Origin of the sequence: Chitinophaga sp., assembly GCF_019236475.1 — a bacterium.
Classification (GTDB): Bacteria; Bacteroidota; Bacteroidia; order Chitinophagales; family Chitinophagaceae; genus Chitinophaga.
On sequence record NZ_JAFAIX010000001.1, the window covers coordinates 21,656 to 34,583 of the forward strand.

Sequence of the window (12,928 nt, forward strand, 5' to 3'; positions counted from 1 at the left end):
CAAGACTACCCATCGTTATGAAAATAACACTGAGTCAAATTTGCCTGGTTTTTCTATTCACAGGTGTGACTTATGCCAATACCTCAAAGGGTCAGACGGTATTGGAGAAAACTGTCACTGTGAACGCCGGCGCCAATAACCTGGGCAACCTGCTTAATTCCCTGGAGAAAACAGTTCCAGTGAAGTTTGTTTATAGCCGTGATTTCGTTCCGGTCGACAAACAAGTGAATGTAGAGTCCAAACAGTGGACACTCTCCGCACTGCTCAATAAACTGCTCCAGCCAGAAGGCATCACCTACGAGCTTTCCAACGGTATGATCGTGCTGACGCAAAGAAAAAATGACACCGAAACAAATAAAGTAACTACCATGGCTACACGCGCCATTCCTGTAATGGGCCGTGTAATGGACGCTACCGGCAATCCATTGCCAGGCGTGGCTATCATGCTGAAAGGAACTAGCAAAGGCGCCGTTTCTGATCCAAATGGTGAATATAGATTTGAAGTGCCTGATGCCAATGGTATCATCGTCTTTAAACTCATGGGCTATGTAACACAGGAAATGTCTGTAGCCGCAGCCTCCGGCAACATCGTGCTCGCGCAGAATACGACCAACATCAACGAGGTGGTTGTCGTAGGTTACGGTACGCAGAAGAAAGTAAGCGTAACCGGCGCGATTGCCAGCGTCGGCACAAAAGAATTATTACAAACACCTTCCTCCAATCTAAGCAACTCCCTCGTAGGCCGCCTGCCTGGGCTTATCGCTACCAATACCAGCGGTAAACCCGGCAGTGGCTCGAGTATCTCTATCAGAGGTAAAAGTACCTTCGGTAATAACGATGCGCTGATTGTGGTAGATGGCGTGGTACGCCCCTTCGATCAACTAGACCCTAACGAAGTAGAATCAGTAACCATCCTGAAAGACGCGGCCGCAGCGGCCGTATATGGTGCTCGTGCTGCCAACGGCGTTATCCTAGTAACCACCCGCAGAGGACATACCGGAAAACCGCGGTTTAATTACTCCGGTTATGAGGGACTGCAAATGCCAACCAGATACCCTAAACTGCTGAATGCTTACGAGTACGCACAAACGAACAATGCTGCCCGTATCAACGCCGGCCAAGACCCTAACAATCCGCAATATTCATCGCTGTTCTATACAGACGCTCAAATGGCGGACTTCAAAAGCGGCAAAGTGGGCACCGACTGGTACGCAGCATCTTTCAAAAAGAATTCCCTGCAATCCCAGCACAACCTAACAGTAGACGGCGGTACTGAAAATATTAAATATTTCTTCTCTGCCGGATACCTGAACCAACAAGGGATGTACGATAATATTTCGTTTACCCGTTACAGTTTTAGGTCTAACGTAGACGCACGTATTAACAAGCGCTTCTCCATCAGTGTAGATGTAGACGGCAGATTAGGCAAGAACACTAGCCCTGAATTCTCAGATGCTACCATCTTCGGCCACGTGATCCGCCAGAAGCCCGTTTTCAATGCCTATAACCCTGACGGTACTCCGAAAAACACCACCGGCGAACATCCTGTGGAAGAAATCAGAAGTAAAGGTTATATGCGCAATGAACTGGCTTCTTTCTTTGGTACTATCAGCTTCAAACATGAGCTGGACTTCATCACCAAAGGTTTAAACTTCACCGGTAAAATGAACTATAACCGCAACACCAACTTCAAAAAAGAATTTGATGTGCCTTATAACATGTACGATGAAGATGCCAACGGTAATATCATTTACACCAAAACGGTTGGTAAAAACCTCACTAAAACTGAGTTGTCCCAGGGCATGGAACAAAACGGTGGCACCACTATCAACCTGGCATTAAACTATGCGCGTGATTTTGGTAAACATCATATCGGCGGATTACTCTTATACGAACAATATACCAGTCGCGCTGATACTTTCAGTGCTTACAGAACCAATTTTCCAAGTAACCTGGTAGATGAACTCGGTGCTGGTGGCGCTATCGATAAAAACAACGATGGTTCTGCCGCGGAAACAGGCCGCCTCAGCTACGTAGGAAGAATCCATTACGATTACGATACTAAATACCTGGCGGAAGTCTCTTTCCGCTATGATGGCTCCGAAAATTTCCCTCCAGGCAAAAGATTCGGTTTCTTCCCGGCTGCATCACTCGGCTGGCGCATTTCTGAAGAGTCTTTCTTCAAAAACGCCAGCAGCCTGCATTTCATCGAAAACCTGAAAATCCGTGGCTCCTACGGTTTGCTGGGTAACGACAGAATCGGACCTTTCCAATATAACCAGTATTACAGCTTCGATAAACCAGCAGTATTCGACGGAAAAGTAGACCAGTCTATCGTTTACGGTGTATATCCTAATCCAAATGTTACCTGGGAGAAAGCCAGAACTACCGATATCGGCATCGAAGGTTCTATGTTCAAGGGTAAACTGGGCTTTGAAGCAGATTACTTCTACAAACGTACTTCTGATATCCTCCGTCAGCGTACCCTCTCTATTCCAGGCACTTTCGGCCGTACCCTGCCGGATGAAAACTACGCAATAGTAGATAACACTGGCTTCGAAGTATCGCTGAGCACCACCGGTAACATCGGAAAATTAAACTACTTCATTAAAGCGAATGGTAGCTATGCGCACAATACAGTAATCGTACTGGATGAAGCGGACAACACGCCTTTCTATCTGAAACGTAAAGGCAAACCAATTGACTATATAACCGGACTCGTGTCTGATGGCCTGTTCCAGAGCAATAAAGATGTGTATAGCAATCCAATGCAGTACGGTAAAAATATCGCTAAACCTGGCGATATCAAGTACAAAGACCTGAATGGCGACGGTATCATTGACGACTACGATAATACCGTGCTTTCTTACAACGGTACTACGCCTAAAGTAATTCTGGGCTTATACATGAATGCTAACTGGAAAAATTTCGATCTCGGCATCCTCTTCCAGGGCGCGTTTATGAGCAATGTTATGCTCACCGGCACCGGCAGAAATATGTTTGATACGGGTGGTGGTTCCAACAGCTTCGCCTACCTGCTCGACTACTGGACGCCCACAAATACTACTGCTAAATATCCAAGAGCATATCTCGATAAACAATCCAATAACGATAGAGATTCCGATTTCTGGTTGAAAAAAACCGGATATGTGCGTCTGAAATCTTTCGAGCTGGGCTATACATTCCCTAAAAACCTGATCCGTAATATCGAACGTTTACGCATATACGCTTCTGGTCTGAATGTATTCACCATCGATCAGTTCAAATTATTCGATCCTGAATCCACTGCTGGTAAAGGCGCTTACTATCCTCAACAGAAGAGCTTTAACCTGGGTGTAAACTTAACCTTCTAATGCTGTCCAATATGAAGTCAAATAGATATATCGCATCGCTGCTAGTGGCAGTGCTGCTTTCCTCTTGCACGAGGATCCTGGATAAAAATAGTCTCAACCAAGTTGACTCAGATGCCGTATGGAAAGACGAAAATCTCACCAGATTATTCCTCAATAACATCTACGCCAACAGACCCGGTTTCGATAACGGGAATCCTCCTATTCAGGATAATATTTGTGATGAGACACGTGTTGCTGGAACCACCGGCAACTCATTCAATGTTATTTACGGAGCCTGGACTTCTTCGTCCAACTATTTTGATTACTGGGCTTATGCAGATGTCAGGAAGGCGAATGAATTCATTCTGGGTATAACAACGAAGTCTACTTTAAGGGATGCGCTAAAGAATCAATACCTGGGCGAAGCTAAATTCCTCCGTGCTATCACCTACTTCGATATGGTGAAAAGATATGGCGGAGTGCCTATTATCACCACGCCGCAGGATATCAATGATAACCTGCTGGTAAAAAGAAATACCATCGATGAATGCTTCCAGTTTATTGTGAAGGAATGTGACGAAGCAGCAGCCCTCTTACCTGATAAAGGTAAAACGCAGAATGGTCGCGCTACACGTGGCGCCGCCCTGGCACTCAAATCCAGAGCTTTGCTGTTCTATGCTAGCCAATTGTACAATACCCAAAATGACCTAGCTCGCTGGGAAGCCGCTGCGCAAGCTGCTAAAGCAGTAATGGATCTGAAACAATACACCCTCTGGGCAGATGTACGTCGTATCATGCTGGATAAAAGCAATGATGAGGTAATTTTCGAAGTACAATACAGCAAACCAGATAAAGAACATGGTTGGGATGCACAGGCCAAACCTTTGTCTATCGCCAATGGTATCGGTCCAAAACGCTGCCCTTTACAAGAACTCGTAGATGCGTTCCCGATGGCAAATGGCCTCGGCATTTCGCAAGCTGGCAGTGGTTACGATCCCAACAATCCATATGTAAACAGGGATAAACGTTTCTATGCTGCGATCGTCTACAATGGCTCCGATTATTGCGGCCGTACGCAATACACCAATGTGGAAGACCCTGATGGCATCGGTAAAAACTTCTGTACGAACACCGGTTACTATCAACGTAAAGGTGTAGATGAAACAAACAAAGGTTACAGCTCTGGAAAAGGTAGCGATCAAAACTGGATTGAGATCCGTTATGCAGAAATTCTGCTGAACTATGCAGAAGCCCGCAACGAAGCTACTGGCCCGGATGCAACGGTGAATAGCGCACTGAATACGCTTCGCGCCCGTGCAGGCATTTCCAATCCGCTGGGGACGAATATCAGCCAGGATTCCATGCGCAACCTGATCCGCAACGAACGCTATGTGGAATTATGCATCGAAATGAAAAGATATTGGGATCTCAAAAGATGGAAAATCGCCGACAGACCTGATGTGCTCAATGGTAGAAAATATACGGGTATGAAGATCTCTAAATTGGGTACCGGATGGAAATATGACAGAGTAGTGGTAGACACGAAACCCACTGTCTTCCTGCCTTTCATGTATTATATGCCGATTCCGTTCAATGAACTGATCAAAAACGCCAACCTGATCCAAAATGATGGCTGGTAAGCCCGAGCGACTTTCGTCTCCCATTATTCAACTCTTAAACACATTTTTCATATGTATAAATACTTAATAGCTGCTTTTCTGTTTATTACTGTCTATGCTTGCTCTAAGGCAGATGATCAGCCTATTGGCGCCAAAAGCGATCAGGCGCTGGTACAAGACGTTTCTGTAACCGACTCCCTGCAAAACGATGTGATCGCCACGAAGTCGGTTCCGAAAATAGTGACAGATCCTATTTCCAATGTGGAAAAGCTGGATCAACCCACTAATCCGCTGGTCATCACCGTTACACTGAAACCAGGAACAGATATTAAAAATATCAATGTACGCTTTACGCTGTCGTCTCAATCCAAATATGCGAAAGTATCGCCGGCATTGGGTCATATGGGCGATTACAGCGCTGGTGGCAACTATACCGTGACCTCCCAAAGCGGAAAAAATGTCAATGTATATGCTTTAGTAATAAAAGGGTCATAGAAAGCTGAAATCTACTGCCTGTCGTGCCTGCCCGCTGGGCAGGCGCGATACAGCCTACTTTTTATTTGTGCAAATACCATTCACCACAATCGCCACAAAAAATTAGGCATAATCCATTATTTTTGTGAGATGTTGAAGGTCCGCTATATACTGTCACTGGTGCTACTGCTGTGTTTACAGCTAGCTGCCAGCGCACGTGTACATACGCACCAGAAAGCACCGCTCACGCTGTTCCAACAGATAGATCAGGAAGAAGCACAGGAAGAATACTTCGAAAATCTCATCGAACGACTGCACCTAAAAACAGATCTCGATGAAGATGATATTCCTGATTCGCTTCATGCCACCAGGAGCACACGCAAAACCAAATATTATCTTTCTGCTACTAACCAACAAAGCAGCATTGCCAACCGTATCACTTACATCGATACGGATGGCATTGCGGAAAGTATTTACTTCTCTCCGCTAAAAACTGGCAGATACTTGCCAGGCAAGTCTTTCCGGCCAGCATATTACTCCTTCCTATTCCGCTTCACCCCTTTTTGAGTACAGCCATTTTTCGTTTAGCCTGTAATAGGCCACTATTGCCAGCCGTGCAAACGGTTTGTGCATTGCTATTTGCTGTATTTAAAAAATAATTTGCCGTCAGGACGGCACAATAACTTATTGCTATGCGTCAATACACAGGGATATATACATCGCTGATCGTACTTTTTATGGCCGGATGTGCCACCAAAGCGGAAAAGAAAGAAGACCTCAAATCATTGCCAGTAGCCAGGATAATAGCGAAAGACACCATTTTACATCGCGCGTATGTAGCAGATATACAAGCGGTGCAAAATGTAGAAATCCGCGCCCGTGTAAACGGATTTCTGGATAAGATTTATGTAGACGAAGGTCAGGAAGTCAAGAAAGGTCAACTATTGTTCGGGATCAACGATGCAGAATATAGAGCGGAACTTTCCAAAGCAAAAGCTGTACTGAGCAGCCTGACAGCAGAATCTAAATCTGCTGCGCTGGAACTGGAAAGAGTGAAATTACTGACCGAGAAAAAAGTAATTGCAGCCTCCGAATTGGAAGTGGCTACTGCCAAATTAGCCGCTGCCAAAGCAAAAATCGATGAGGCACAATCGGCCGTAACGAATGCGGAAATGCGGCTCTCCTATACCAGTATCCGCGCACCTTTCGATGGTATTATTGACCGTATTCCACTGAAAAACGGCAGTTTGATCAGCGAGGGCACATTACTTACAACGGTATCGGATAATCGCGAAATATATGCTTATTTCAACGTCTCCGAAACGGAATACCTCCACTATCAGAAAGCACAACATAAAGGCAATACCAATTCCGACCAGGTTCAGCTCGTACTAGCCGATGGCACCGATTATCAGCTCCCAGGAAAAATTGAAACCATGGAAAGTGAATTTGAGGAAAACACCGGGTCTATTGCCTTCCGTGCTCGTTTTCCCAATCCGTCCAAATTATTGAAACATGGCGCCAGTGGTAAAGTAAAACTGAGCAATGATATCGATAGTGCAGTCATCATTCCGCAGAAAGCAGTTTTTGAAATGCAGGATAAAAACTATGTGTTTGTGGTAGACCAGAAAGGGGTGGTAAAGATGAGAAATTTTGTACCGGAGACACGGTTCGCTCATTACTACATCGTGCAATCTGGTCTTCGCCCAGGCGAGGATATCGTATGCGAAGGCGTACGCAATATCCGCGATGGTATGCAGATCTCTCCAAGATCTGTAGCGATGGACAGCCTACTGAGTTTATAACACTGCATTACCAAAACTGACAATTCATGTTTTCTACATTCATAAAACGACCGGTGCTATCACTGGTCATATCTCTTATTATCACACTGGTAGGCTTACTGGCGTTATTTACACTGCCTGTAACCCAGTTTCCAGATATCGTGCCTCCTTCTGTAACCGTAACCGCTAAATACACCGGCGCTAACGCAGAAGTATGTGCTAAAGCCGTGGCCACTCCTGTGGAACGCGCTATCAACGGGGTTCCCGGCATGACGTATATGTCGTCCGTTTCCAGTAATGACGGTATTACTGTTATCCAAGTTTTCTTCCAAGTAGGTACAGATCCAGATCAAGCCGCCGTAAACGTGCAAAACCGCGTGGCCACTATCATCGACGAACTACCGGAAGAAGTCATCAAAGCAGGTGTTACCACCGAAAAAGAGGTGAACAGTATGCTGCTCTACCTCAATATCATGAGCGAAGACACCACCCTGAACGAACAATTCATCTACAACTTCGCAGATATCAACGTTCTACAGGAACTAAAACGTATCGATGGCGTTGGCCGCGCGGAAATTATGGGCGCCAAGGAATACGCGATGCGCGTATGGCTGAAACCTGATCGTATGTTGGCTTACAACGTATCTTCTGAGGAAGTCATCCAGGCCATTCGCAAACAAAATATTGAAGCCGCTCCCGGTAAAACCGGCGAAAGCTCGGATAAACATCCCCATATGTTGCAATACGTTTTGCGCTATACAGGGAAATTCTTTGAGCCAAAGGAATATGAAAACATCGTACTCCGCGCTGGCAATGATGGCTCCGTACTACATCTGAAAGATGTAGCAGATGTGGAATTCGGTTCCCTCACTTATAGCATGGTATCCAAAACAGATGGTAAGCCTTCTGCTTCTATCATGCTGAAACAACGCCCAGGCTCCAATGCCCGCGATGTTATCAACAACGTAAAAGCGAAGATGGAGGAAATGAAAAATACTTCTTTCCCTCCTGGTATGACCTATAACTTCAACTACGACGTATCCCGCTTCCTGGACGCTTCTATCCATGAAGTAGTACGTACCTTATTCGAGGCTTTCCTGCTGGTGTTCTTGGTGGTATTCATCTTCCTGCAAGACTTCCGCTCTACGCTCATTCCTGCCTTGGCTGTGCCAGTAGCCCTCATCGGTACACTCGCGTTCATGCAAATGATGGGCTTCTCGATCAACTTACTGACACTCTTCGCGCTGGTACTCGCCATCGGAATTGTGGTGGACAACGCGATTGTAGTGGTGGAGGCCGTCCATGTGAAGATGAGCGAGGAACATCTACCTCCCATGGAAGCCACACTGGAAGCCATGAAAGAGATCAGCGGCGCACTAGTGGCGATTACGCTGGTAATGTCGGCGGTATTCATTCCAGTGGCTTTCCTCTCCGGCCCAGTGGGTGTATTCTACCGCCAATTCTCGCTCACACTGGCTATTTCCATTGTGATCTCAGGGATCAATGCGGTAACGTTAACGCCTGCACTCTGTGCGATCATGCTGAAGCATAATCCAAATCAACCTGCCAAAAAAAGCCTACTGCAACGGTTCTTCGGAGGATTCAACAAAGGATATACCGCTACAGAAAATAAATATGCGGCACTGATTCGCAAAATCGCAGGCAGGAAAATAATTACGATAGGATGCCTAATCTTTTTCTTTGCTGCCACTTACGGCATCAGTGCGATCCTGCCTTCTGGCTTCATTCCTACGGAAGACCAAGGTATGATTTATGTGAATGTAACCACTCCTCCAGGCGCTACAGTGGAGCGTACAGAAGAAGTATTGGACCAAGTGCAGGCAATCGCGGCACAATCGAAAGAGGTGGAATCTGTATCTACGCTCGCTGGTTATAGTCTGGTGAATGAAGTGGCAGGCGCTTCTTATGGCATGGGCATGGTGAACCTGAAACCATGGGACGATCGCAAAGCTTCTGTTCAAGATATCATCGCACGACTCCAATCCCAAACTGCCAATATCGGCGATGCCACCATTGAATTCTTCCCTCCTCCTACTGTTCCAGGTTTCGGCAACAGCTCTGGTTTTGAACTGCGTATCCTGGATAAAACCGGTGCCGGCGATATCAAACAAACGGCAGATATCACAGAAAAATTCATTGCTGCCCTGAAGCAACGAAAAGAAATTGGTAGTGCCTTCACCAGCTTCGACGCTAACTTCCCGCAATATATGATTCATGTGGATCAGGCCATGGCAGCCAAAAAGGGCGTTAGCATCGATAATGCCATGAGCAATCTGCAAACATTAATGGGTAGCTTTTATGCATCCAACTTCATCCGCTTCGGACAGATGTATAAAGTGATGGTGCAGGCAGATCCTCGCTATAGAACCAAACCGGAAGATCTACTGGCCCTACATGTAAAAAATGATCGCGGAGAAATGGTGTCTTATGCAGATTTCATCAAACTGGAACGGGTATACGGTCCTGAACAGTTGACACGCTATAACATGTACACGGCGGCGATGATTAATGGAGACGCGGCTCCGGGATATAGCAGTAGTCAAGCAATTGCAGCGGTGGAAGCGGTCGCGAAAAAAGAACTACCTCGTGGGTACAGTTACGAATGGAGTGGTATGACGAGAGAACAAATTCTCTCCGGTAACCAAGCGGTATATATCTTCCTCATCTGTTTAGTTTTCGTATACCTCTTGCTGGCAGCGCAATACGAAAGCTTCTTACTACCACTACCAGTCATACTTTCCTTGCCTGCAGGTATTTTTGGCGCATTCCTTTCGCTGAAATTATTAGGCCTGGAAAACAATATCTATGCACAGGTGGCCTTGGTTATGCTGATTGGTTTGTTGGGTAAGAATGCTATCCTCATCGTGGAATTCGCGATCCTGAAAAACAAACATGGCGCGGGCATCATGGATGCGGCTATCTCAGGAGCGGTATCCAGACTGCGTCCTATCCTCATGACATCTTTTGCATTTATTGCCGGATTGATCCCGCTGTGTATTGCTTCCGGCGCCGGCGCTATGGGTAACCGTTCTATCGGTACTGCGGCGGCTGGCGGTATGTTGATAGGAACCATTTTCGGCGTGCTTGTCATACCAGGACTCTACGTACTCTTTGCTTCCATGGTTCGGAAGAAAGAGGTCACTATAAATAATTATACCAATGAATAAATTACATCAAGGCTTGCTAGTATTGGTTTTCGCGGTGAGCGCAGGCGCTTGCACGATACCAAAAAATCTGGAAACACCTCCGTCTATAGCAGTACCTGTAACGGTAACGGATACACTGGATCTTGCCAGTTTCACGCAAGTATTCCAGGATACGCATTTGAAATCGTTGATTGATACAGCCCTTGCTGCCAATTTCGATTTGCTGGCAGCCGCACAACGCGTGCTAGCAGCGCAATCCCAATTACGCATCGCCAGGAATGCCTGGCTGCCAACGGTGAATGGCGTTATCAGCGCCAGTGCTGATAAATTTGGCGACTATACCATGAGTGGTGTGGGTAACTTCGATACTAACCTCTCCCCCAATATCGATAAGGATCAGCAAGTAGGTGTAAATCCTACCCCGGAATTTTTCATCGGATTCCGCAGTAACTGGGAAATTGATTTGTGGGGAAAAATCAGGGCACAGAAAGACGCGGCGCTTTCGCGCTATCTCTCTTCCGCTGCTGGTAGGAAACTGCTCAGCACACAGGTAGTAGCGGGTGTAGCCACCCTGTATTACGATCTGGTAGCATTAGATAATGAACTCATCATCATTCGCCGTAACATCGGATTGCAGGAGGCGGCAGTCAATATGGTAAGTATACAGAAAGAGGGCGGTCGTGCCACAGAGTTGGCTGTTCAACAATTCAAGGCGCAGCTACTCAGTACCCGTGCACTGGAGAACAATATCAAACAACAGATCGCGGCCACAGAAAATCAACTGAACGCCTTACTCGGCCGATTGCCACAACCGGTACAACGTACTGCGGATGCGGGTAGCGTCCTCCCTGCTACGCTGCATAAAGGTATCCCGGGCGATATGCTCTTGCATCGTCCGGATATCCAGCAAGCGGAATTAGACCTCGCTGCTACGAAGGCGGATGTACGGGCAGCCAGAGCGGCCTTCTTCCCATCGTTGACCATCACGCCATATACAGGATTTAACGCGTTTAAAGCCGGTTTGCTGTTCCAACCAGGGTCTATTGCTTGGGGCGCATTAGGCGAACTTACCACGCCTGTATTCAATCAAAAGCAATTGAAATCACAATACAATATATCACAAGCCAATGCCATGACGGCATTTTACCGTTATCAGCAAACGATCGTAGATGGATACGCAGAAGTAGCTACGGTGATGAGTAAGGTGGAAAATGAACAGGCTGTCTGGCTACTAAAACAACAAGAAGTAACAACACTCCAAGAGGCCGTGTCTACCGCAAACCTGCTCTTTACTACCGGTTATGCCAATTACCTGGAGGTAATCACTGCGCAAAAAAGCGTACTGGAAGCGGAACTAGCCCTAGTCACCACCAGACGAAACGTTTACCAGGGAATGATTACGCTCTATCGTGCACTGGGAGGAAACTAAAAGCAAAACACTCCTGCCTGTGGTCCCTGCCCAGCAGACTGGATCAAAAGTTTCTCATTGGGCAGTTAGCTAAAACCTCCTGCCTATGGTCCCTGCCCAGCAGGCAGGATCAGAAGATTCTCATTGGGCAGTTAGCTAAAACACTCCTGCCTGTCGTCCCTGCCCAGCAGGCTGGATCAGAAGATTCTCATTGGGCAGTTAGCTAAAACCTCCTGCCTGTGGTCCCTGCCCGGCGGGCAGGGACCACAAAAAATATACAAACCCGCAATTGACGTCTGCGACGTCAATTGCGGGTTTGATGTTTATGTAGGCAGACTACTTCTGCTTATGACTAAACAACCACTCTAACACTCCCGGCTGCACGAAAACATTATCCCAACTATTATGTCCTACACCTTCATATTCTGTGTATTTATATTCCGCGCCTAAACTTTTCAGTTTCTCTACATAAAGGCGGGATGCGATCACAGGCACTACCGGATCTGCTCCGCCATGGAAAATCCATACCGGCACTTTTTTAGCGAAATTCACCGCAGCATCTACATTACCAGCACCACAGATTGGGAAGGCAGCAGCAAACATTTGCGGATACTTGGTAATCATATAGAACGTTCCCATACCTCCTAGCGAAAGTCCGCCGATATACACTCTTTTTGTATCTATTTTACCGGTAGCGATCAGTGAATCCAATAATGGCTTCAGCAAGGCAGTCGGTTTGGTAGGCTGACCATCTATAGGAAAATCGAAGATCATTCGTTTTAATGTCGAATCATACTTGGGCTTCATGGGCGCCCAGGTTTCGTTCACAGGGCATTGCGGGAAGATAACATATGCCGGAAATGCCTCACGGAGACTATCATTCGACAGCCATTTACCACCATGCTTCAACTGGGCTTTATTATCATTGCCTCTTTCTCCGGCGCCATGCAGGAAAATGATCAGTGGATATTTTTTCTGAATATCATGGTGCAGCGGCGTCATCATGCGGTAACGGAGGGTATCACCCTGACGGATATACGATTCGTAACTAAATACCGAATCAGGCGTCTGAGCCCTTGTCTGTATGGCAAATACAGATAGTAGCAGACAGCATACTATTTTGAGGTAGCGCATAAGTGTGGAT

General features: G+C 46.5%; 8 protein-coding genes. 7 read left to right on the forward strand and 1 reads right to left on the reverse strand.

Translation table 11 applies throughout. From position 1 onward, the window contains the following. Window positions 1–17 precede the first annotated feature (17 nt). From JO154_RS00095 to JO154_RS00125, 7 genes are all read left to right on the forward strand, one after another. On the forward strand, window positions 18–3,353 hold the full coding sequence (locus JO154_RS00095) for a TonB-dependent receptor (RefSeq protein WP_291940761.1): 3,336 nt from the start codon (window positions 18–20) through the stop codon (window positions 3,351–3,353). A gap of 11 nt (window positions 3,354–3,364) precedes the next feature. Continuing rightward, window positions 3,365–4,972, forward strand: coding sequence for a RagB/SusD family nutrient uptake outer membrane protein (locus JO154_RS00100; RefSeq protein ID WP_291940762.1), 1,608 nt, complete (start codon window positions 3,365–3,367; stop codon window positions 4,970–4,972). Between the two features lie 51 nt (window positions 4,973–5,023). Next, window positions 5,024–5,446, forward strand: a complete 423-nt coding sequence (locus JO154_RS00105; RefSeq protein ID WP_291940763.1) for a hypothetical protein — start codon at window positions 5,024–5,026, stop codon at window positions 5,444–5,446. Between the two features lie 129 nt (window positions 5,447–5,575). Continuing rightward, on the forward strand, window positions 5,576–5,992 hold the full coding sequence (locus JO154_RS00110) for a hypothetical protein (RefSeq protein ID WP_291940765.1): 417 nt from the start codon (window positions 5,576–5,578) through the stop codon (window positions 5,990–5,992). 125 nt (window positions 5,993–6,117) lie between these two features. After that, window positions 6,118–7,230 carry an efflux RND transporter periplasmic adaptor subunit gene (locus tag JO154_RS00115; RefSeq protein ID WP_291940766.1) on the forward strand — a complete coding sequence of 371 codons (1,113 nt, stop codon included), beginning with the start codon at window positions 6,118–6,120 and terminating at the stop codon, window positions 7,228–7,230. A gap of 26 nt (window positions 7,231–7,256) precedes the next feature. Next, entirely contained in the window at window positions 7,257–10,397 is a 3,141-nt protein-coding gene (locus tag JO154_RS00120) for an efflux RND transporter permease subunit (protein WP_291940767.1), read from the forward strand. Then, on the forward strand, window positions 10,390–11,805 hold the full coding sequence (locus tag JO154_RS00125) for a TolC family protein (protein WP_291940768.1): 1,416 nt from the start codon (window positions 10,390–10,392) through the stop codon (window positions 11,803–11,805). Before JO154_RS00120 ends, JO154_RS00125 begins: the two co-directional genes overlap by 8 nt. Window positions 11,806–12,120: 315 nt before the next feature. On the opposite strand, the gene JO154_RS00130 is transcribed toward JO154_RS00125, so the two are convergent. Then, the gene (locus tag JO154_RS00130; RefSeq protein ID WP_291940769.1) at window positions 12,121–12,918 is read right to left on the reverse strand and encodes a dienelactone hydrolase family protein; all 798 of its coding nucleotides are present in this window, start codon (window positions 12,916–12,918) and stop codon (window positions 12,121–12,123) included. Between the last annotated feature and the right edge of the window lie 10 nt (window positions 12,919–12,928).

Coding starts and splice junctions, on each gene's coding strand:
- JO154_RS00120 (WP_291940767.1), top strand. CDS start 7,257: ATGTTTTCTACATTCATAAAACGACCGGTGCTATCACTGGTCATATCT.
- JO154_RS00105 (WP_291940763.1), top strand. CDS start 5,024: ATGTATAAATACTTAATAGCTGCTTTTCTGTTTATTACTGTCTATGCT.
- JO154_RS00110 (WP_291940765.1), top strand. CDS start 5,576: ATGTTGAAGGTCCGCTATATACTGTCACTGGTGCTACTGCTGTGTTTA.
- JO154_RS00115 (WP_291940766.1), top strand. CDS start 6,118: ATGCGTCAATACACAGGGATATATACATCGCTGATCGTACTTTTTATG.
- JO154_RS00100 (WP_291940762.1), top strand. CDS start 3,365: ATGAAGTCAAATAGATATATCGCATCGCTGCTAGTGGCAGTGCTGCTT.
- JO154_RS00130 (WP_291940769.1), bottom strand. CDS start 12,918: ATGCGCTACCTCAAAATAGTATGCTGTCTGCTACTATCTGTATTTGCC.
- JO154_RS00125 (WP_291940768.1), top strand. CDS start 10,390: ATGAATAAATTACATCAAGGCTTGCTAGTATTGGTTTTCGCGGTGAGC.
- JO154_RS00095 (WP_291940761.1), top strand. CDS start 18: ATGAAAATAACACTGAGTCAAATTTGCCTGGTTTTTCTATTCACAGGT.